The organism is Kribbella sp. NPDC051587 (assembly GCF_044453945.1).
Taxonomy (GTDB): Bacteria; Actinomycetota; Actinomycetes; order Propionibacteriales; family Kribbellaceae; genus Kribbella.
Genome location: NZ_JBITDE010000003.1, coordinates 186,046 through 206,533, shown reverse-complemented (window position 1 = coordinate 206,533; position 20,488 = coordinate 186,046). Strand labels below are relative to the sequence as shown.

General features: G+C 64.7%; 22 protein-coding genes and 2 tRNA genes. 16 read left to right on the top strand and 8 right to left on the bottom strand.

Going from position 1 to position 20,488, the window contains the following annotated elements; genetic code table 11:
- Positions 1 to 18 precede the first annotated feature (18 nt).
- Together ACIA49_RS13200 and phoA are read left to right on the top strand one after the other, a co-directional pair.
- Positions 19 to 735, top strand: coding sequence for a DUF427 domain-containing protein (locus ACIA49_RS13200; protein ID WP_396377375.1), 717 nt, complete (start codon positions 19 to 21; stop codon positions 733 to 735).
- 87 nt (positions 736 to 822) lie between these two features.
- Complete coding sequence (phoA, locus tag ACIA49_RS13195) at positions 823 to 2,184, top strand: alkaline phosphatase (RefSeq protein WP_396377374.1); 1,362 nt, start codon at positions 823 to 825, stop codon at positions 2,182 to 2,184.
- Between the two features lies 1 nt (position 2,185).
- Here phoA and ACIA49_RS13190 read toward each other — a convergent pair whose 3' ends face one another.
- Positions 2,186 to 2,959 (bottom strand): SDR family NAD(P)-dependent oxidoreductase, encoded by a 774-nt coding sequence (locus ACIA49_RS13190; protein WP_396377373.1) that lies wholly within the window; start codon positions 2,957 to 2,959, stop codon positions 2,186 to 2,188.
- A 191-nt stretch (positions 2,960 to 3,150) separates the two neighbouring features.
- On the opposite strand from ACIA49_RS13190, the gene ACIA49_RS13185 reads away from it, so the two are divergent.
- Positions 3,151 to 5,295, top strand: a complete 2,145-nt coding sequence (locus tag ACIA49_RS13185; RefSeq protein ID WP_396377372.1) for a bifunctional SulP family inorganic anion transporter/carbonic anhydrase — start codon at positions 3,151 to 3,153, stop codon at positions 5,293 to 5,295.
- A 42-nt stretch (positions 5,296 to 5,337) separates the two neighbouring features.
- Here the strand turns inward: ACIA49_RS13185 and ACIA49_RS13180 are convergent, their stop codons facing one another.
- Positions 5,338 to 6,192, bottom strand: a complete 855-nt coding sequence (locus ACIA49_RS13180) for a neutral zinc metallopeptidase (RefSeq protein ID WP_396377371.1) — start codon at positions 6,190 to 6,192, stop codon at positions 5,338 to 5,340.
- A 110-nt stretch (positions 6,193 to 6,302) separates the two neighbouring features.
- On the opposite strand from ACIA49_RS13180, the gene ACIA49_RS13175 reads away from it, so the two are divergent.
- Genes ACIA49_RS13175 through ACIA49_RS13165 form a run of 3 tightly spaced genes read left to right on the top strand, consistent with a single transcriptional unit; the run spans position 6,303 to position 8,737 of the window.
- Positions 6,303 to 7,478: a hypothetical protein gene (locus tag ACIA49_RS13175; RefSeq protein ID WP_396377370.1), complete on the top strand. Its 1,176-nt coding sequence runs from the start codon at positions 6,303 to 6,305 to the stop codon at positions 7,476 to 7,478.
- Between the two features lie 18 nt (positions 7,479 to 7,496).
- Entirely contained in the window at positions 7,497 to 8,201 is a 705-nt protein-coding gene (locus tag ACIA49_RS13170; RefSeq protein WP_396377369.1) for a M50 family metallopeptidase, read from the top strand.
- Positions 8,202 to 8,236: 35 nt separating this feature from the next.
- Positions 8,237 to 8,737: a DinB family protein gene (locus ACIA49_RS13165; protein WP_396377368.1), complete on the top strand. Its 501-nt coding sequence runs from the start codon at positions 8,237 to 8,239 to the stop codon at positions 8,735 to 8,737.
- Here ACIA49_RS13165 and ACIA49_RS13160 read toward each other — a convergent pair.
- Together ACIA49_RS13160 and ACIA49_RS13155 are read right to left on the bottom strand one after the other, a co-directional pair.
- Positions 8,730 to 9,863: a hypothetical protein gene (locus ACIA49_RS13160; RefSeq protein ID WP_396377367.1), complete on the bottom strand. Its 1,134-nt coding sequence runs from the start codon at positions 9,861 to 9,863 to the stop codon at positions 8,730 to 8,732. The genes ACIA49_RS13165 and ACIA49_RS13160 overlap by 8 nt on opposite strands.
- A complete protein-coding gene (locus tag ACIA49_RS13155; protein WP_396377366.1) occupies positions 9,863 to 10,729 on the bottom strand; it encodes an exodeoxyribonuclease III in 867 nt (288 codons plus the stop codon). Before ACIA49_RS13155 ends, ACIA49_RS13160 begins: the two co-directional genes overlap by 1 nt.
- 159 nt (positions 10,730 to 10,888) lie before the next feature.
- Here ACIA49_RS13155 and ACIA49_RS13150 point away from each other — a divergent pair, with 159 nt between their 5' ends.
- From ACIA49_RS13150 to ACIA49_RS13140, 3 genes are all read left to right on the top strand, one after another.
- Entirely contained in the window at positions 10,889 to 11,776 is an 888-nt protein-coding gene (locus ACIA49_RS13150) for an RNA polymerase sigma factor RpoD/SigA (protein ID WP_396377365.1), read from the top strand.
- A 53-nt stretch (positions 11,777 to 11,829) separates the two neighbouring features.
- Positions 11,830 to 12,387: a hypothetical protein gene (locus tag ACIA49_RS13145; protein WP_396377364.1), complete on the top strand. Its 558-nt coding sequence runs from the start codon at positions 11,830 to 11,832 to the stop codon at positions 12,385 to 12,387.
- A gap of 125 nt (positions 12,388 to 12,512) precedes the next feature.
- Positions 12,513 to 12,585, top strand: a tRNA-Asn gene (locus tag ACIA49_RS13140).
- Positions 12,586 to 12,701: 116 nt separating this feature from the next.
- On the opposite strand, the gene ACIA49_RS13135 is transcribed toward ACIA49_RS13140, so the two are convergent.
- Positions 12,702 to 12,839, bottom strand: coding sequence for a hypothetical protein (locus ACIA49_RS13135; RefSeq protein WP_391545647.1), 138 nt, complete (start codon positions 12,837 to 12,839; stop codon positions 12,702 to 12,704).
- Positions 12,840 to 12,981: 142 nt separating this feature from the next.
- Between ACIA49_RS13135 and ACIA49_RS13130 the strand changes: the two genes are divergently transcribed.
- From ACIA49_RS13130 to ACIA49_RS13115, 4 genes are all read left to right on the top strand, one after another.
- Positions 12,982 to 13,055, top strand: a tRNA-Ile gene (locus tag ACIA49_RS13130).
- A gap of 103 nt (positions 13,056 to 13,158) precedes the next feature.
- Positions 13,159 to 13,326, top strand: a complete 168-nt coding sequence (locus tag ACIA49_RS13125; RefSeq protein WP_396377363.1) for a hypothetical protein — start codon at positions 13,159 to 13,161, stop codon at positions 13,324 to 13,326.
- Between the two features lie 78 nt (positions 13,327 to 13,404).
- Positions 13,405 to 13,959, top strand: coding sequence for a hypothetical protein (locus tag ACIA49_RS13120; RefSeq protein WP_396377362.1), 555 nt, complete (start codon positions 13,405 to 13,407; stop codon positions 13,957 to 13,959).
- Complete coding sequence (locus ACIA49_RS13115; RefSeq protein WP_396377361.1) at positions 13,901 to 14,809, top strand: GntR family transcriptional regulator; 909 nt, start codon at positions 13,901 to 13,903, stop codon at positions 14,807 to 14,809. Before ACIA49_RS13120 ends, ACIA49_RS13115 begins: the two co-directional genes overlap by 59 nt.
- 36 nt (positions 14,810 to 14,845) lie before the next feature.
- On the opposite strand, the gene ACIA49_RS13110 is transcribed toward ACIA49_RS13115, so the two are convergent.
- The gene (locus ACIA49_RS13110) at positions 14,846 to 15,697 is read right to left on the bottom strand and encodes a hypothetical protein (protein ID WP_396377360.1); all 852 of its coding nucleotides are present in this window, start codon (positions 15,695 to 15,697) and stop codon (positions 14,846 to 14,848) included.
- 332 nt (positions 15,698 to 16,029) lie between these two features.
- The gene (locus ACIA49_RS13105) at positions 16,030 to 16,275 is read right to left on the bottom strand and encodes a hypothetical protein (protein ID WP_396377359.1); all 246 of its coding nucleotides are present in this window, start codon (positions 16,273 to 16,275) and stop codon (positions 16,030 to 16,032) included.
- A gap of 1,031 nt (positions 16,276 to 17,306) precedes the next feature.
- Here ACIA49_RS13105 and ACIA49_RS13100 point away from each other — a divergent pair.
- Genes ACIA49_RS13100 through ACIA49_RS13090 form a run of 3 tightly spaced genes read left to right on the top strand, consistent with a single transcriptional unit; the run spans position 17,307 to position 19,536 of the window.
- Positions 17,307 to 17,888, top strand: a complete 582-nt coding sequence (locus tag ACIA49_RS13100; RefSeq protein ID WP_396377358.1) for a DUF402 domain-containing protein — start codon at positions 17,307 to 17,309, stop codon at positions 17,886 to 17,888.
- Positions 17,889 to 17,913: 25 nt separating this feature from the next.
- Positions 17,914 to 18,780: a hypothetical protein gene (locus tag ACIA49_RS13095; protein WP_396377357.1), complete on the top strand. Its 867-nt coding sequence runs from the start codon at positions 17,914 to 17,916 to the stop codon at positions 18,778 to 18,780.
- 12 nt (positions 18,781 to 18,792) lie between these two features.
- Positions 18,793 to 19,536, top strand: coding sequence for a hypothetical protein (locus ACIA49_RS13090; protein ID WP_396377356.1), 744 nt, complete (start codon positions 18,793 to 18,795; stop codon positions 19,534 to 19,536).
- Between the two features lie 163 nt (positions 19,537 to 19,699).
- Here the strand turns inward: ACIA49_RS13090 and cysC are convergent, their stop codons facing one another.
- On the bottom strand, positions 19,700 to 20,236 hold the full coding sequence (gene cysC, locus ACIA49_RS13085) for an adenylyl-sulfate kinase (RefSeq protein ID WP_396377355.1): 537 nt from the start codon (positions 20,234 to 20,236) through the stop codon (positions 19,700 to 19,702).
- Positions 20,237 to 20,488 lie beyond the last annotated feature (252 nt).

The following is a 20,488-nucleotide window of genomic DNA, read 5'->3' as shown; positions in this document are numbered from 1 at the left end:
CCAAGCTTTACTGGGGGTATGACCGACTACCCCCTGCCTTTCGTTCCGCCTGGCGGCAGCGCGCCGGTCCCCCGCCGGATCCGCGCGCTGCTCGACGGCCAGGTCGTCGTCGACACCCAGAACGCCATCTACCTGTGGGAGTTCCCGCCGTACCCGCAGTACTACATCCCGCTCGGGGACGTGACCGACGGCGTACTGGTCGACACCGGGGACACGAAGGTCTTCGAGCACGGCGTCGCCCGCGTGCACACCGCCGGTCGCGGCAAGGCCTGGGTGTACGACGAGCTCGGTCGAGCCCGTTTCCAATGGGATGCTTTCGACAACTGGTTCGAGGAGGACGAGGAGGTCTTCGTCCATCCCCGCAACCCGTACTCACGGTGTGACGCGATCCGTTCGGACCGTCACGTCCAGGTGTCCCGGGACGGCGTGGTGCTCGCCGAGTCGTCCTCGACCGTGATCGTGTTCGAGACCGGACTGCCACCGCGCTACTACTTCCCGCGGCTCGCGGTGAACCTCGAACACCTCATCCCCAGCGACACCCGGACTGCCTGTCCCTACAAGGGCCGCACCACCGGCTACTGGTCGATCGACGGCCGCGATCTGGCATGGTCCTACGACTTCCCGACCGCGCCGCTCCTCCCGATCGCCGGACTAGTTGCCTTCCTCAACGAACACGTCGACCTCACCCTCGACGGCGTACCGGTTGAGAGACCCGTCACACCCTTCTCGGCCTGACCCTGGAATTCACCGGCAGGACGGGGAAAATCCACCTCTGCCGCCAATACTCCCGCTGACAGATCAATCAGATGGGGGCAGTGCTGTATGAAGTTCACACCCAAGCGCCGGATCGCCGCGGCGGGTCTCGCCGCCGCGCTGGTGGTCGGCGTTCCGGCCCTGGCGACCGCCACGAACGGGCACGAGGACAAGACGCAGGCCGCGAAGAAGGCGGTCGTCGGCGGTAAGGCCCGCAACGTCATCCTGCTGATCGGTGACGGCATGGGCGACAGCGAGATCACGATCGCGCGCAACTACCAGGTCGGCGCGGCCGGCCGGCTGGCGATGGACACGCTGCCCCTGACCGGTGCGTACACGACCTACGCCGTACAGAAGAGCAACCCGAAGCTGCCGGACTACGTGACGGACTCGGCTGCTTCCGGTTCCGGCTGGGCGACCGGCCAGAAGACGTACAACGGCGCGATCTCGGTGCTGCCGAACGGCAAGCCGCAGCCGACGATCCTCGAGCTGGCCAAGAAGGCCGGCTACCGGACCGGTGACGTGACGACGGCCGAGCTCCAGGACGCGACTCCGGCCGTCCTGGGGTCGCACGTGGTCAGCCGCGACTGCAAGGGTCCGCAGTCGATGACGCCGTGCCCGGTCAACGCCAAGGAGAACGGCGGCCTCGGCTCGATCGCCGAGCAGCTCGTGCAGACCAAGCCCGACGTCCTGCTCGGTGGTGGCAAGCAGTACTTCGACCAGACCGTGCAGGCGGGCCGGTTCAAGTCCCTGACCGTGCTGCAGCAGGCGCAGGTCAGCGGCTACCACATCGTCACCGACGCGGCCGGGCTCGCGGCGGCGCCGGCGAACAAGCCGATCCTCGGCACGTTCGCGAAGAACAACATGGACCTGGAGTGGGTCGGTCCGAAGCCGACGCCGCAGAACACGCCGTCCACCACCTGCCAGCCGAACATCGCCCGGGACGGCAACCAGCCGCACCTGGTCGACATGGCCACCAAGGCCATCACCGTCCTGGACAAGCAGACCCGGAACAGCAAGCAGGGCTTCTTCCTGCAGATCGAGGGCGCCTCGATCGACAAGCAGGACCACGCCGCGAACCCGTGCGGCCAGATCGGTGAGACCGTCGGCTTCGACGCCGCGGTCAAGGAGGCACTGAAATACCAGAAGGCGCACCCGGATACCCTGGTCGTCGTCACCGCCGACCACGGTCACACCAGCCAGATCGTTGCCGCCGGCTCCACCACCACCGGAGCCACGGCCACCCTGCGCACGCACGACGGCGCGGACATGACGATCAGCTACGCCACCTCGCCGCTGGGCTCCGACCAGCAGCACACCGGGACCGAGGTCCGGATCGCCGCCGGCGGCCCGCAGGCCGCCAACGTCCTCGGCGTCACCAACCAGACCGACCTCTTTTACACAATGAAGCGGGCCCTGGCCGTCAAGTAGTTCAGATGATCGACGCGGTGCCGCCGTCCATCGTGATGACGGCACCCGTCACATAGCTGGCCTTCGCCGACGCGAGGAAGACGGCGACGTTGGCGACCTCGGCCGGATCGGCCGGGCGGCCCAGCGGGATGTCGGCCACCATCTCGGTCAGCAGTTCGTCCCGCGGCCGGCCACTGGCCCGGGTCGCGGCGTCGAGCCGGTCGTCCACCCGACCGGTCAGCGTCAGCCCCGGGTTGATCACGTTCACCCGGACGCCCTGCCCGGCGTACGCCTTGGCATAGCCGACCGAGGCGAGCATCAGCGCCGCATTCGCAGCCCCGCCGCCGATGTGCAGCGGGTTGGCTGCCTTGCCGCCCGAACCGACGACGTTCACCACTGAGCCGCTGCCGCGCTCGGCCATCCCGCGGATGACCGCCTCGGTGGCGTGCATGTAGGTGAAGTACTTCGCTTCCATGGCCGCATGCAACGTCGTACTGCTGAGTTCGTCGACCGGGATCTGCCGCGCGGCACCCGCACAGTTGATCAGGATGTCCGGTACGCCGATCTTCGCGAACACCTCGGCGGTCGCGTCCGCGTCGGTCAGGTCGGCGAGCTCCGGGAGGAGCTCAAGCCCTTTGGCCGCGAGCTCCTCCCGGGCCACCCCGAGGTTGACCGGACTGCGCGAGATCCCGAAGACCGTGGCGCCTTCCCACGCCAGCGCCTCGGCACAGGCCAGGCCGATCCCCTTGCTCGCTCCGGTGACGACGGCAACTTTCCCGGACAGTTGCAGATCCACTGCATTCCTCCTCGATGCTTCTGGCAACGAATTGATCTTTTCGCTTGGGTCGGCTTGAACGGCCCCGTACAGTAAGTGACTAGATCGACACTCTTTGTTTCGACGCCAGATGCCGTGAGCACCAGACGCCGGAGGGACCCGTGCCGACCATGTCAACCTCTCATTCACCACCGGCCTCAAGAGCTTCGTCCTTGAGGTCCATCCTTCACCATGACCTACCGGCCTCGCTGGTGGTCTTCCTGATCGCAATACCGCTCTCCCTGGGGATCGCCGCGGCATCGGGCGCTCCCTTGATCGCGGGCCTCGTGGCCGCGGTCGTCGGTGGTGTGGTCGCCGGCGCGCTCGGCGGTTCCGCACTCCAGGTCAGCGGCCCCGCCGCGGGCCTGACCGTTGTCGTCGCGGGCCTCGTCGGCCAGTTCGGGTGGGCCGCCACGGCCGGCATCACCTGCGCTGCCGGTGTGGTCCAGATCCTGTTGGGAGTCACTCGGATCGGGCGGCTCGCCCTCTCGCTGTCCCCCGCTGTCGTGCACGGCATGCTCGCGGGGATCGGCGTCACCATCGCCGTCCAGCAACTTCATGTGGTGCTCGGTGGTCAGGCGCAGAGTTCGCTGATCGCCAACGTGGCAGCGCTTCCCGGCCGCCTGGTCGCTCATCATCCGCACTCGGTGCTGGTCGGCGTGCTGACCGTTGCGATCCTGCTCGCCTGGCCGCGCCTGCCCAAAGTCAAAGTGGTTCCGGCGCCGCTGGTCGCGGTCGTCTTCGCGACGGCGCTGGCCGCTGTCTGGATGCCCGATGTGACCCGGGTGAACCTGCCCGACCAGCCGCTGCAGGAGCTCATCCTGCCGGCCATCCCCGAGGGCACCCCGGGGCAGATCATCGCGGCCGTGCTGACCGTTGCCCTGGTCGCGAGCGTCGAGTCCTTGCTCTCGGCCGTTGCCGTCGACAAGCTTCACAACGGCAGGCGCAGCAACCTCGATCGAGAGCTGATCGGGCAGGGCGCGGCCAACGCGATCTCCGGCGCTCTCGGTGGGATGCCGGTGACCGGCGTGATCGTGCGCAGTTCGACGAACGTTGCCGCGGGCGCCAAATCCCGGGCCTCCGCGATCATGCACGGGCTCTGGATCGCGGCGTTCGTCCTCGCGGCCGGCTCGATGCTCGAGCTGATCCCGATGGCCGCGCTGGCCGGTGTCCTGCTGGTCACCGGACTGCGTCTCGTGCAGCTCGCCCACATCCGCACGTTACGACGGCACGACGAACTTCTCGTGTACGTCGTCACCGCGGCGGGCGTCGCCGTACTGGGACTGGCCGAAGGCGTGCTGATCGGTCTGGTGCTCGCTCTCGTGCGGGTGCTCTATCGGTTGTCGAGGGCAACGGTCACCGCGACCGAGGAGGCCGGGCTGTGGACCGTGCAGATCCGCGGCACGCTCGTCTTCCTGGGCGTCTCGTCACTGATCAAGACCCTGCGGTCGATCCCGACCGGTGCTCGCGTCCGGGTGGATCTTTCGGTCGATCATCTCGACCACGCGGCGTACGAGGCGATCGAGGACTGGCGGCGCGGTCACGTCGCGCGCGGCGGCTCGGTCGAGCTGAACAGGTTGGCCTTCCGGGCTGCCCTGCAGTCCACGCCGACCCGACGACTGCTGCCCTGGCAACCCCAGGCAGTCGCCGCGCCGGATGAGCGAGTGCTCGACGGCATCCGTGCCTTCGAGGAGTCGGCCGATCAGATCCGGCCGATCCTCGCCAAACTCGCGGCGGACGGCCAGAAGCCGACGCAGCTGTTCATCACCTGTGCCGACTCGCGGATCGTGCCGAACATGATCACCACCACCGGTCCGGGCGATCAGTTCTGCGTGCGGAACGTCGGCAACCTCGTCCCGCCCAACGGTTCCGGCAGCAACTCGGTCGATGCCGCGATCGAGTACGCGGTCGAGGTGCTCGGCGTCCGGTCGATCGTCGTCTGCGGTCATTCGCACTGTGGCGCGGCCGCGGCCACGCTCGAGGCGAACGCCCCGGCCGGCACCGGCCTGCAGAACTGGCTGCGTCACTTCGAGCCATCGGTACGACGGGCGGTCGGGATGCCCGACATCGTCGATCCGGCCACCGGGCTGAAGCTGTCTCCGGCGGACAAACTGTCGGTCGCCAATGTCGGCGAACAGCTGTCGAACCTGCGCAGCTTCCCGTGCGTTCGCAAGGCCGAGGCGGAAGGTCGCCTCGAGCTGATCGGGCTGTGGTTCGACATCGGTGCGGCCGCGGCCCGGTTGGTGCTCGATCGCGAGCCCTACCTGGTGCGAGCCGACGAGGAGCTCGCCACCGCGGGCCGTCGTTCGATCCGCTGACTCCCGGCCCGGTGCCGCCAGCTCAGGTGGCACCGGGCCACATCAGCCGACCTGGCCCGAAGGCGCGGCGTAGGTATTGCAGGCCGCCGGATCCGCGGCCGCGAATCCGGCCATGGACCAGCGAGCGTGGTTCTTGGCGCTTCCGTGGTCGTACTGCGGGTCGGAGGTCGATGCGACGATCTCACCGAAGGTCTTCGGCCAGTCCGGGCCCTTGCGGAAGTCATGGTTCGCACCGAAGTACACCCCACCGAAGCAGGACGCCTGTAGTTCGTGGCGGCGGGTCTCCTCGAGTGCCAGATCCACGCCGTTGAGCTTGAGCCCCCGCTGATAGGCCGCCTCCGAGATCCCGGCGAGTGCCTGCACGTGATGCCCGTACTCGTGACCGATCACGAAGGCCATCGTTCCCACCGCCGGCTCGGGATCCTCGCGGAAGTAGTCCAGGTCGATCTGCGCGTTGATGTAGATCGTGTCACCGCAGTAGATGCCGTAGGCGTCCTCGTCGCAGGGCAGGTCTGCCGACTTACCGGCCACGACATCCAGCTTCGGCGGGGTGAAGGTGAAGCCCGCCTTGCGGATCACCGGCGCCCAGGCCGCATTCAGGCAGGCCGTCAGATGTGTGTAGTAAGCGCGGACGTTCGCCACCGAGGTTGGCTTGATCTTTGGTTCCTGACAGTGCGCGGTCAGCTTGCCGACGTGGTAGATCGGGTTCTTGGTGAGCTCGGCGGGCTGCGGCGGTGCCGTGACCTTGCCCGGCGGGGCCGCTGACGGCGCGGTCGTCGGCACGGCCTGTCGCGCCTTGGCTGCTTCCGACGCAGCTGCGGCGGCAGGGTCCTCGGCCGGCTTCGCCGTACAACCCGTCAGCAGCAGGGCTGCGCACACCGCAGCGACGATCTTCACGCGCACGACTGTAGGGGCGACCGGCTCCCCGACCTGGGAGCTGCAGGAAGCTGCCACGACGCGCCACGCTCGGGGTGCGGACGCAGATGATGTCAAGGATTATCGGTCCCATGCGGATCAGTCGAATGTTGTTTACCGCCGCCCTGCTGATCACCACGCTCACCGCCCCGCAGGCGCAGGCCGCTGCCACCTTCCCACGCATCGACGCGAGCGGGTTCCAGCTCGTCTCGGGCGACACCTTCGCCACGTACGGCGCTCGCGTGGCTCAACTGGAGACCAAGCCGGCCCTCGCACCAGTTGGGGTCACCGAGGTCCTCGCCGCGTCCAACCGGACCGGGCGCGCGCTGTGCCATTCGACGTACCTGACAGCCTCTCTGAACCCGCAGGGGTTCTGCTGGCAGGACGGTGAGGACGACGACGAGAACGTGTGGATCCCTCAGGGCCTGTCGGGTTCTGGCGACGCTCAGCCGGCAGGTGGTGCGCGACGGGTCGTGGTCGCGAGCTGGCACAACAGTGGCGACACTGCGATCCGGGTGTCGTTCCTGGACGTGGCGACCAACAAGTACCGGCACGTGCTGCTGGTGGAGCCGACTGCGGACGGAAACTTCCAGGCGATCGCCGGGCACGGCCACGGGCTGTACTGGTCCGGCAACATGCTCGTGGTCGCGACGGGCGGCGCCGTACTGCGGGTGTTCGACCTGCGACACATCTGGCGCACCGACACGAGCACTGGCGAGGTAGGACTCGGTACTGACGGCAAGTACCACGCGCTCTGGCATTCCTTCGCGCTGCCGCAGGTCGGGGCCTATTGGTACGCCGGAGGCGGGTGCGCGTCGACTACCGGCGTACGGCCGTGTTTTGCCAGCCTCGCGCTCGACCACGCCGGCACTGGCTCGTTTGTCGCGGCTGAGCACACCACGAAGGGCGGCGGCCGGATCGTGCGCTGGCCGCTCGACAAGACGACCGGTCTGCCTGCCGCCGGCACCGACGGCGTGGTGCGAGCCGTGGAGGCCTTCAACTCGCCGGTGTGGGGCATGCAGGGGGCGGTGTCCTACAACAACAGCTTTGTGATCACCGGAGTCTGTCCCGAGTACGCCGACAACATCGGTGACGGCGTCGACTACCCCAGCTGTCTGCACCGCGGTACTGGTGGCGTCTCCACGTCGCTGTGGACGAAAGCGCCCAAGAGCACCGAGAACCTGTCCTACTGGCCGGCGACCAACGAGCTCTGGCTGATGAACGAGCAACTGCGCGAACGGGTGACCGTGCACGTAGCGTTTCCGTAGTACTGCAAGGATGGGCGGGTGAGTGAGTTCTGGGACAGCATCACGTCAGCACAGCCCGAGCCGTCGATCCGCGTAGTCATCGGGACCGGCGTGGTCGCGCTGCTCCTGATCGCGTGGCGGCCACTGTGGAAGCTCACCCGCAACGTGGTGACGATCGCGCATGAAGGTGCGCATGGTCTGATCGCCTTGCTGGTGGGTCGCCAGCTGGCTGGGATCCGTCTGCACTCCGACACGTCCGGAGTGACCGTGTCCCGCGGGAAACCGACCGGTGCGGGGATGATCGCCGTACTGCTGGCTGGTTATCCCGGGCCGGCGCTCTTCGGGCTCGCCGCCGCTTTCGTCCTCAGCCGCGGGTACGCCGTTGCGTTGCTCTGGGGATTGTTGGTCGCGTTGGTCATCCTGCTGTTGCAGATCCGGAACCTGTACGGGCTGTGGTCGGTGCTCGTGTTCGGTGCGCTGGTCTTCGGGGTCACCTGGTGGGGCTCACCGTCGGTGCAGTCGTCCTTCGCGCATCTGCTGACCTGGTTCCTCCTGCTCGCCGCACCACGCGCGGTGATCGAACTGCAGCACTCGCGGCGGGGCGGACAGGGCCGGAGTTCGGACGCTGATCAGCTGCGGCGGCTGACCGGCGTACCGGCCGTGATGTGGGTGGGCGTGTTCGGTCTGGTGGCGCTGGCCTGCCTCGCGCTCGGCGTGATCTGGTCGGGCGTCCTGCCGAGCTGATTTTTCTGTCGGCGGCCGGGTTTATGGTGATTGTCATGAAGGCCAACGAGATTCTCATTGACGGCTTCAGCCGGGTGCAGGAGCAGGTGCACGCAGTGCTGGAGGGGCTGGACGACAAGGTCCTCACCACGCGACCGTCCGACACGGCGAACTCGATAGCTTGGCTGGTCTGGCATCTGACACGCATCCAGGACGACCACGTCTCGGAGGTCGCCGGACACGAGCAGACCCACACCGCGGACGGATGGCACGAGCGCCTCGGGCTACCGTTCGACGCGGCTGACACCGGCTACTCGCACACCGCCGAGCAGGTCGGGCAGGTGCAGGTGTCCGCGGAGTTGCTGATCGGGTACTACGACGCCGTGCATGCCAAGACGCTGGAGTTCCTGCAGACACTGGACGACGCGGACTTCGACCGTGTCGTCGACAAGCGCTGGGATCCGCCGGTCACGCTGGGCGTGCGGCTGGTCAGCGTGGTCGACGACGATGCCCAGCACATCGGCCAGGCGGCGTACCTGAAGGGGTTGCTCAGCTAGGGAGCTTCGCCTTCCACAATGCGCCGCCGGCGATCAAGTAGGCCTCCTGGTCCGCGGTCCGGACCAGGGCGGTCACTGGTCCCTGGAGTCCACCGGTCGATTCGGACACCTGCCAGCTGCCGTCCCGGCCGTTGACGACCTTGACTTTGTTGTCCTGGGCAATCACCTGGGTGACCTTGCCATCCGGGGTGCCATCGGACAGCGGTGGCGGCAGCACGTCCTTGTCTCCGACCGGGATTGCCGGTACGCCGCTCAGCCGCTGCGCCTTGGTTCCGTCGTACCGCCAGATCGCGAGCTTGTTCTCCACGAACCCGGAGATCACGCAGGTCGTCGTACAGGTTGCGGTGTTCGCCTGGCTGCGGTCGCCGGGGTCCGGAAGCTCGACGCGGGTCCAGCCTTGGGCGAGCTTCTGCGACCGCCAGACGGCGGCACCCTGCTGGACGACGTTGGGTTCGAGGCGGACCTGCGAGCCGGCCAGCAACAGACCATCGCCGTACGCGGTCGCATAGCCGGTGCCGACCAACAGGTTCTTCGTGTTCTGCAGCGGGGTCTTCGCGGAGTTCTGCCTGAGCCACTTATTGTTGGCCTGCGGCAACCAGACCGCAGCGTCGAGCCCGGTCACGACGCCTTCCCACGAACCGGTGAGCGCCTCGCCGGCGGGGGTCAGCACGGCCGAGCTCATCTCACCGGCGGACAAGCCGTTGAAGGTGTCGAACGACTGCGGGTGTTCCTGCAGACCAGCCTCTGTTGAGCCGGTCCAGACAGTCCACCGCACGTTGCCGTGCGCGCCACCCGAGGCACCGCCGAGGCCGAGCACCCGCTTGCCGTCCCAGGCGATCGAGCGCCAGATCGCTTCGAAGGAGTACGGGCTGGCGGCGGAGGGCTTGGCGATGACGGTCTTCCGCTCGGAGCCGTTCAGCAACACGAGTCCGGGGACGACCTTCCCCTTCTGCTTGGTGCCGACCAGGATCTGACCGTCGTGCTCGGCCAGGGCAACCGGCTCGGCGCCGACATCGACCTTCTCCCAGTTCACGGCCTGCGGTTGAGCCGGCTGGTCGTCGTTCTTGCTGCTGCAGGCGGTCAGAGCGGAGGCGGCCACGATGGTGGCCGCGATGACCCGCCGCATCAGCGGTTCTGCGGAAGGGTCGTGGGCCGCTTCTTCGCCCGCGGCGCCGAAGGCGGCGGCACCATCGGCCCGATGTCTCCGTCCGGTGCGACGTCGAGGTCGACGATCACCGGGGCGTGGTCACTCGGTCCGGTGCCCTTACGGGCCTTCCGATCGATCCAGGTCGCCTTCACCCTGCTGGTGACGGCTTCCGTCGCGAGCATCAGGTCGATCCGCATCCCCAGGTTCTGGTGGAACATGCCGGCGCGGTAGTCCCAGTAGCTGAACACCTGGTCGTCCGGCCAGCGCTCGCGGACCACATCGTGCAGTCCCTTCGCCGCCATCAACTCAGCGAGCGCCTCGCGCTCAGGCGGTGTCACATGCGTGGAACCGACGTACGCGGCGGGGTCGAAGACGTCCACGTCGGTCGGCGCGATGTTCATGTCACCGCAGACGATCTGGTCCGCCGGGCCGTTGGCGACCACGTCGGTGAGTGCCTTCAGCCAGGCGAGTTTGTACTGATAGTGGTCCGAGTCAGGAGTGCGGCCGTTCGGCACGTAGAGCCCGTGGATCCGAATCCCGCCACAGGTCGCCGCCACCGCCCTCGCCTCCGGATGCGGGAACCCCGGCGCACCGGCCACCCCGGTCACCACGTCCTCGAGCCCGACCTTGCTCAGGATGGCGACCCCGTTCCACTGCACCTCGCCGTACAAGGCGGTCTCGTAGCCGCGGCCGGTCAACTCACCACCGAGCAACGCGGTGAACGCGTCGTCGGCCAGTTTGGTCTCCTGCAGGCACACGACGTCGGGCTGCCGCTCGTCCAGCCAGTCCAGAAGCCGAGACATCCGCTGCTTCACCGAATTCACGTTCCACGTAGCGACTCGCACCGCCCAAAGGTACCCGTCACCAGTCCATCCGTCCCGCCTCTCCGCCGCCTGCTTTCCGGCGAACTACCTGCGGCGTCAGCGAGTTATCCACCGATCTGAAATTGGTCGGTCACGCGGGGTGACTTTGACTGCATCCTCTTGTCAGGAGAGAGGGAGCGGATGGCTGAACACCTGGACTGCGAACCGGCCGACGTGACCGCGCTGGTGGCGTACCTGCGCGAGATCGGGCGGCACGAACTACTCACGCTGGAGGAGGTCAACGAACACTCACAGTGGATCGAGGCCGGCGTGCTGGCCGCCGACCGGCTGGCCGCGGACCCGTCGCCGGCCGACGCGAGCGAGCTGCACGAGATCGTCCGGCTCGGCCGACGCTCGTGGCGGCGGATGATCGAGAGCAATCTGCGGCTCGTGGTGACGATCGCGCGCCGCTACACGGGCAAGGGCATCTCCCTCCTGGACCTCATCCAGGAGGGCAACATCGGTCTGATCCGCGCGATCGAGCGGTTCGATCACCGCCTCGGGCACCGCTTCTCGACGTACGCGATCTGGTGGATCCGTCAGTCGCTCGGGCGCGCGATCTCCGACCGGTCCCGGCTGATCCGGATGCCCGCCCAGGCGTACGCCGACGCCTGCCGGGTCGCAGCCGCCCGTCACGAGCTCACGCAACGCCTGGGCCGCGAGCCCACCCCGACCGAGCTCGCTGCCGACACGACCCTCACCATCGCCCGGCTGGAGCGCGCCCAGGCTTGGCAGGTCCATCCCGAAGCCCTCGAGTTCGGCGACTCCGAACCCCTGGTCGACGACGAAGCCGTCGTCCTCCAAGCAGCACTCCGCCGTGACATCGCCCACCAACTCCAGTTCCTCGACGAGCTCCACGAGCAAGTCATCCGCCACCGTTACGGCCTGCACGGCCACTCCCCCGCCACCATCGAAGAGACCGCTGCCCACCTGGGCCTCACCCCCGACCGCATCCGCAGCCTCGAACGCGAAGCCCTCCGCCACCTCCGCCGCCGAGCCACTCACCAGCTCCGTGACTACGCCGCCTGACCACGCGGGGGTGCGGAGAGGAGGCGGGTTGGTAGGGCTGGGATGATGGAGAGGTGAGATTCAGGCGCAGTAGCTGGCCCCGTGAGCTTTCCGATGCCGTGGGTGGATCCACCCCTGGGCGGAAGGAGTCGATCCTGGCCGCAGCCCAGCTCGCCGACGGAAACTGGGTCGCGGGCACCCGAGCGGCCGTCTACCTCCCGGCGGACGTCCCGACCGACACCCCGGGCAAGCCCACACCAGAGTCGGTACGACGCGTTGGGTGGGAGCGGATCGAGCGTGCCGGATGGGATTCGGAGGCGTCGGTCCTGCACGTCTACGAGACCACCGACTTCGGTACGCCGTTGCGCGCGACCGACCTGAAGCTGGAGGACCCCGGCCGTTTCGGGCAGCTCCTGCGCGAGCGCGTCGACGCGAGCATCGTCGTCCAGCGGCACGTCCCCCTGGCCGGCAAACGCGGCGTCCGGATCGTCGGCCGCCGGAACCCGTCCAGCACCGAGGCGCCGATCACCTGGAACTTCGTGCTGGACAAGGGCCTTGAGCCCACCCAGCCCGGCATCGTCGACGCCGCCGAGGCGGCCCTGGCAGCGGTCCGCGACGAGTTCGGCCTCTGACCCCACGGCCGCCGCAAAGCTGACTCAGAAGGGGGAATCCCACCGGTGGAATCCCGTTTTTGCAGGACGCCCCAGGCCTGCTAACCTACTCAAGTCCTCAGGGGATCGAGGACAGAAAAATACGATCCCGCATAGCTCAATTGGCAGAGCAGCCGACTGTTAATCGGCAGGTTACTGGTTCGAGTCCAGTTGCGGGAGCTTCACCACCAAAGGCCGGTTCCACCAGGAACCGGCCTTCGTCGTACCCAGAGGTCTCCGCCGACACCGAAGGCGGACCTCACCCGAGGCCCGCCTCCTCGTCACCGCCGCGGCAGCTACTTCTGCTTGCGCTTGTCGATCGCCCGCTGAATCCGCTGCTGCGGCTGCCCGGTCAGCTTGGCGATCAGCGGCACCCGGTACTTGTACGCCGCCACCGCCCCGACCACGAGCACCAGGAAAATGAACCAGCCCATCGCCGTTCCCTTCGTCGGGTCCGCCTTCTCCGGACCTGACCTCCATCATGCCCGCTCCACGCCGGCAACCACTCCGTCAAACCCCTGACCCACCCCTGGTTTCCCCCACCCCACCCCCACACCCGGTACGATCACCCCGCACGGGGCGGTAGCTCAGCCGGTCAGAGCAGAGGACTCATAATCCTTGGGTCGTGGGTTCGAGCCCCACCCGCCCCACACAAGAACGTGCAGGTCAGAGCGAGGTTAGCTCGGCATCCGGCTCTGATTCTTTCACGCCGTGCCATGGTTCGTGCCACGAGACGAGTGCTACCGTCTAGGCATGGTGGCGCGAACTACGAAGGCCAAGCGGGCGCGGGGCTCCATCCGCAAGCTGCCGTCCGGCTCTCTCCAGGTACGGGTGTACGTCGGCGTCGACCCTGTAACGAAGGACGATCTGTACCTCAGCGAGATCGTTCCAGTCGGAGACCGCGGCAGGCAAGGACGCTGAGAAGGTCCGCACTCGGCTGCTTAGCCAAGTAGACGAGAAGCGAATCCGAAAACTCGCGCAACCGTCAGCCAGCTGATGGTGAAGTACTTCGATGTGCTCGACGTCGACGCACTGACGATGCGGAACTACCTGTCGAAGTACAAAACGCACATCGAACCGCTGATCGGGGACACGCAGCTTGCGCGACTCGATACCGAAACCTTGGACACGTTCTACTCCGAGCTGCGCCGGTGTCGCATCCACTGCCGCGGGCGAAAGAAGGACATCGAGCACCGCACGAGTCGACCTCACAAGTGCGATGAGCATGAGGGCGACCGGTGCCCACGCAACAACCCCAACGGATGCCAGCGCTGCCGACGGATGTGCAAGGTCCATGTATGCAAGGGCCTCGCCGACTCAACCGTCCGCCAAATTCACTGGATCGTCAGTGGTGCACTCGACCGGGCAGTGGTCTGGAAATGGATCGCTGTCAATCCAGCCGAGCATGCAGACAAGCCCAGCCTGCCCCCTCCGAATCCACAGCCACCCTCCGTGGCCGAGGTCGCGAGGATCCTTGCTGCTGCATGGGAGGAGGATGAAGGCTGGGGTTTCCTTCCTCACACAGAAGACCACCACGGGAGCTCGCCGTGGTGAAATGTGCGCGCTTCGCTGGAGTGACTGGATCCGCCGGACGGGTGAGAAGTCAGTACTGAGCATCGCACGATCGATCTTCGTTCTTCACGGAGGCGGGCTCGAAGAGAAGGACACCAAAACCCATCAAAAGCGGCACGTCGTGCTGGAACCTGAAGAGGACGCGATCCTCGCCGATCAAGAACAGCGCGCCAGGGCGCGAGCAGAGTGTGCCAGCATTCCCTTTGACCCAAACGGCTTCATCTATTCTCCGCTGCCTGACGGGAGCCTCCCCCGGCACCCTGACACGGTGACCAAGCAATACGCGAAGCTCGTGAAGCGGCTAGGTATCACCACAAACCTCAAGAATCACCGGCACTACAACGCGACCGAACTGATCAACGCCGGATACAACGTTCGGGCCGCGGCCGGCCAACTTGGCCATTCCGGCGGTGGAACGACAACGCTGCGCGTCTACACGGCCTGGTGGTCCGAGGCCGAACAGAAAGCCGCCGGCGCCACACCCACACGGGTGCCTGCGAAACCTGAGAGTCATCTCGCCGCGGATATCGAATCCGTCCGCGTTCCGTCGCCGATGGACGAGGATCTGACGCTTTACCAGCGGATCGCCGCAGATCTGCGCGGCGCCATCAACTGCGGCGTACTGGCGCCAGGAGACACTCTGCCGACCGAAAAGGCCCTCGCCAGACGCTACGGCGTAGCACCCAGCACGGCCCATCGTGCGATCGCGCTACTCGTGTCAGCCGGCATCGCGACCGCGACCCTGGGGCACTGGGTGCGAGTTACGGACACTAACGCGAGCGGCAGCGATTCGCTCGCCTCGGTAACGGCCATCGCAACAGATGGGCGTTAGCCGACTGCCGCTGACTCGGCGGCAACAACGGCTGAACTAGGCGTCTGCATGAGGATCAGGCTGCGCTTCCGTAGACGGGTCCGGCGTACGGGGCTGCTTCTTGGCGGCTCGCGCCGCCTGACGTGCGGCCTTTTTCTCCGCCCGCATCTTCTCAACCGCTGTCATCCGGTCGGACTCTTCCTTCCGGAAGTAGTCGAAGAACACGCTGTCCAGCTCAGATCCTCGGCCTACTTGGGCGAGCAAGAACAAGCTGAGGCCCGCTACGGCAAGGGTTCCCAGGAGGAAGTACCAGGTCCTGTTGTCCGTGAGCGGATCGATGTTGTGACGCTTCATGATCGTGCTGGCGAGGGAAAACGGCAGGCCACTGGACAGCAGGAACCCCACGCCGCCGGAGGCGTGCCGGGCGATTCGCGCAAGGCGGGCCGCCTCGACCGCCTGCGCCCTATCGACCGTATGTTCGAGGTGCCGGATGCGATGGCCGGCCCGGTCGGTCCAGCGAGCATGACCGGTGGAGTAGGTGAGAGCGATACCGAACGCCGACATGCCGAAAGAGAAGTAGGTCGTCTCCGGATTGAAGCCGCGATGGACATACTCCCAGCAGGCGTAGGACCAGAAGCCCGAACAGAGTAAAAGGCCGATCCCGGCGAAGATGTCTGACAGCGTCATGACCGGGTAACGGCTGTAGCCGATCAGAACCAAGGCACGTCGGCCCATGTCCTCCCGCATCGCGTTTTTGGCGTCCTCAGGCAACGCCTCAACAACCTCGGCGTCGCTGCTCAGGTCTCGCCGGAGCCGAACTGCCGTCCGGATGGATGGCCCGAAGACACCGAGCAGAACGGTGACTACGGCGGGTGCGAGGTAGGGCGCGAGCTCGAGCAGTCGCTTCACGTTTCGGTCCCGTCAGATTCCTTAGTTCACTGGCTAGCGCGGTCGACCAGCGAGCCGGCGTGAAGGGCGGGGAGGCCGAGGCTTGGCCGCCTCCTCCGCGTCGGACTCCAGCTTGATGCGGATCGCCTGGGGCCACCTCGAGGTTGTACGACTTGAGCTTGACCAGAGAGCTGATCGCCCCCACCGAGCTCAGGGCAATGATGCCGATTCCGAGGTAGGGGATTACGGGATCGGCGTCATCCGCTCTGAGGTCATCGGCGAGCTTGGCCTTCTTCTTCAGATCCTCGAATGAGTCGCTTCTGCCGCAATAGAACGTCGCGAGCGCCGACTTCTCAGGGAGCTTGTAGGCACAGCTGAAGCGAGGTGTTGAACTCCGCCATCGAGGCATCGAAGCGCTGTTGCGCCTCCTTGATCCGCTCATCCTCCTTCGTGTCGTAGTACACGAAGATCGCAGCGAGCAGCGGGACGGCGATCGCGACGAACGTGATGAACGCCGATGCGATGACCGTACTCGCGTCGTAGCGCTTCTGCGCGACCGTCTCGGCAATTCGCGCCTCGATGAGCTTCTTGCTGGCCATGTGTCACCGGGTCCTGCGAGTAGTTATCTCAGTCAGACGATGACACGGGAGCACCGGTTCCGCCCAATCAGATTTGGCGGGCGGGAAGCCCCGAGGATGCAGGTGTCAGCACGCGCGCCCCGGATCGCTGTCAGGACCCGTTCTCACCGGGCGAACGTCGGTCCCCCGGACGAGACTCACCTCACCAGTAAGCCTGCGTCCTACGTCAGGAGCCCGCTGGCGAGGGTTGGGACCTGATCGCCCGGACTCTCTAAATCGATTTAGATTGCCGTCGACTTCGCGTTCCAGGCCCGCCGGTGAGCTCTCCATCCTGGCTGGACTTGCACCTCTCCGGTCGTCGGGTGGATCTGCGTTACTGGGGGCGTAGCGGGCACGGGATCAGGTTTGCTCGCACAGATGGTCGTGGCAGAGATTCACAGGCTTCCCCCGCGTTGAGCGGACGTCGTAGCGGTGTCTTGGTTCCCGGTATCTCGTCAAAAACCGCAATTGAGATCTTGGCAACAGAGCGTGATCAGTGGATAGTGCCTGGATGGCCGGTGAGCTGAGCGCTTGCCGTCGCGCCGATTCCTGTGGGGGGAAGCTCATGAGTATGAACAATTGGATGCGTCGAGCTCGCCGCTCGCTGTGTCGACATCACGAGCTCAACTTCCTGCGTCTGCATCGGCCAGAAGGACGACGCCCCACGGTCGATGGCACGACCGCCCGATTCCGGGCGTCGCCAACCGTCAGGAGACATTTCTGCCAACAGCAAACACGATTCGAGTACAGCAATCGCAGCAGCGCGAGGTGATGTCACTTATACGCTAAGTTGGTTTGGCGGCCGTACATTGTCGCAACAATGCGCTCAGACGAGGTAAAGGTGCGAGCGCATTGCTAGGCTAACCGAAGAATGAAGGTCATGATTTGCCTCCGCTGCACGAATCTGGTTCGGGAATGCTGAACGACCCAGCCCGCATTCACGCAGAGAAGAGCTCCGGCCGAAGACGCAATATCATATTGCATGCAATTTACGCACACGATATCATAAGGAAATGGAAATGCCTTCGATCTCAGCAGGAGATAACTGTCGGGTTCTAACATCCAAATGGGGGAATAAGCGGCATTACGAGTATGATGCCACCTTCCTTGGGGTTGACGAGTACGGAGCATGGCTGAGCGCTCCGCAGGGAACACACTTCTGGCGTCCTGATCACGAATTTCATTCGGGTTTTCCGCAGGTCATCTTGCTGCCCAACGGCAAGAAGCCGTGGTATGTTCACTATTTTGGAAAGAGTGACACAGGGAAGCCGCCGAGGCACTACACCTATGCCGACATCTCGACACCGTGGAATGAAGCGAGTGGCACTTTCTCAGTTGTCGACCTTGACCTCGATGTCATTGGGCAAGTGGACGGCAAGATCCGAATAGATGACGTCGAAGAATTTTTTTCTAACCGCGACGATCTCCAATATCCGCCAGACGTCGCGGCCGTCGCCTTGGAAACTTGCCTCCGCATCTACAGTCAAATGCGAACCCAACAGGCGCCATTTGATGGCGCACACTTGAAGTGGGCCGATCGGGCCGGCTTCGCAGGGCACGCGCCCGACTCACCGGCAACAGTCGAATTTTCTTGATCGCCTTGAGCGCACGGGTGGAAAAATGGTTAAAGACTTGACTTCGACATTCAGGCTCCCTGCGGTCGATCCTACGTTAGTAATCGTGGGCTTAAATCGCAGCGGCACAACCGCGTTGTCTCACAGTTTCTCGAACCACCCGGCGGTCGAGGTATTCAAAGACCCGGGGAAGCATGTTTTTGAGGCCACGGGAATAGTCGACTTTTCACACTATTTCACTCCACGGCTTCGGGAAACCTCAAAACTTCGGGTGATCAAGCAAAGTATCGGCCAGTACACTGCCGAGCTTTGCACGATCCCTATCTACCCGATGATGGAGCGACGTCCAGACTTCATTCGAAAGGTGCACCACGTTTTTCTTCTTCGTCGGCCAAGTGATATTTGGCAGTCCTGGCAGACGATGTCAAGGTTGGTCCACACATCCGACGATCTAGAAATGCGTCGAGCATGGCGCCAACTCCAGCGAGATAAGGGATTCGATATCGATTGGGGAAATGCGGGGCTCTTCGACCTTGCATTTCGCTACTTTTACCAGACTTTCCTATATGTAAGTAAGATCGCTCCAGAATCAACGCGCGTGATTCTTTACGATGAAATCGTAGATCGCGATCTCGCCGCGTGCCGTATGCAAGAAATTTGCAGCTCTGTCGGATTGAGTTTCACGGAAGACATGATCGAATGGGTGCATCCATTCGGAGTGCCTGCACCGAACGTCGTGGATGGTATTCGCCGCCCTATTGACGATCCGCACCGCCAGATGATTCATCGGAAGTTGCTGAAGTCAAGCCGTATTGGCGACTTAACGGTTGACCCACCCGGAGTCGATTTGTGGCCCGAACTGGATAGGATGCATTCGACAATGAGCGACTTTGGCGGTCGAACGAAAGCGTAGGGAAGCTAGGATATGAATATTCGTTGGACCTTAGATCGAGTCATCGTCCTGGCTGTACTAGTCTTGTCGATTGCGGTCACAATTGCAGATTTCTCGGGAGCGCTCGACTCTGTGCAGTGGCTGAAAGATCGAATTCCAGTAATGACGCTATTGGCGATGTGTTTAATAGCATCCAGTTTCTATTTCGACGGGAGCAGGCTGCAGGATGCATTCAGCGAAGCGTCTCAGAAGCAGCGCGATGAGATCGTACGCGCGCTAGGCGCGGACAATGTAAGCATCAAGATAATCAGCCAACTCCAGTTTCGCTGGAAAGAACGGGAAACCGCAGTCAGAGCGTTCCTCGAGGAGTGCACGGCTGCCACTGATGTTGCAAGCTTACTGCTGGAGGTTGAGAGAAAGCAGACTAAGCTGATGGCAGGCGAACTCGAAGACGGTGCGCGAACGAGGTTTCCCTGGGATGTCGCCGTAATGGTGATGGATTATACGGGTCGGTTGCTCTACCACCCTAATCCCGCAATCATAAATACCAGGCCAAATCAACCGCATCACCCGCTTGTGCTGCGCGAGCGAACAGGTGAAACGTTCTGGGCAAACCAGTTTCTCACCAAGAAGTTGAAGGATGCGCTCCAGGTCCAGACGGGCGCAGAATACAAGGTTGACAGGCTTACAAAAGTGTACTTTCGGCAATGTCGAAACGTGGATGCCATCTGCATTTTCGAATCCCATTTGGACGTCTTGTACCAGCTCCCCTCCTAGCAGACCCGCTCCGGCTGTAGGTGCCTGCGCTACGTGCTGCAGCACCGCAGAGGCCCGCCGCCAGAGAAGACTAAAACCGGCCACTCAAGCACTGCTGCCACTTCCCGAGCGACGTGCACCGCCTTAGTCTTGAGCAGCCGTAGCCGGCTAAGTCGATGCCCGCTCATATGAGCCGCCGGGCGGTCAGCAGACCGACCAACTCGTCGACCGACTCCGCGATGCTGCGGCCTTCGGTGGCGAGCCGCAGCTCGGGCTGGGTCGGAACCTCATACGGGTCGTCTACGCCGGTGAGGCCACTGAGTAGGCCCGCGCGCTGTCTCGCGTACAGGCCCTTGACGTCGCGGGCGGCGCAGACCTCCAGGGACGCGTCAACGTGAACCTCTAGGTACGGCAAGGCAGCTTCGATGTGCTCTTTTCGGACCGCGGCGCGAACGTCGGCGTAGGGCGCGATCACAGGTACCAGCACGAGTACGCCATTGCGCGCTAGGAGTCGAGCCAACCAACCGACCCGCAGGACATGCGCCTCACGGTCGGCGCGGGCGAACTGCCCGGTTGTGCCGAACCTCGCTCGGAGTTCGTCGCCATCGAGGATCTCCACCTTGTAGCCTCCCGATCGCAGCCACGCAGCCGTGTGATTTGCCACCGTCGACTTGCCGGCGCTAGGCAAGCCGGTCAGCCAGACCGTAGCGCCACGAGTCATCGGTCGCATCGCATAAGCTTCCGCTCATGTCGTGCGTGTGAGTGACGACTTCGGAAACTCGCGAATGCCGTCTGCCAAATCCCGATTAAGCGGTTCATCGCCCACCAACTCTCATTTTCTGAGACTGCCATGCCGTTCGAAGCAGTAGGGCGCACACGGCGTGTCGGTTGAAGTTTGAAGCCCGCAGAACGGCCACCAGCCGCCGTACTGACGGCCTATGGATAACTTCCACGGCGCCTGGATGATTCCGTG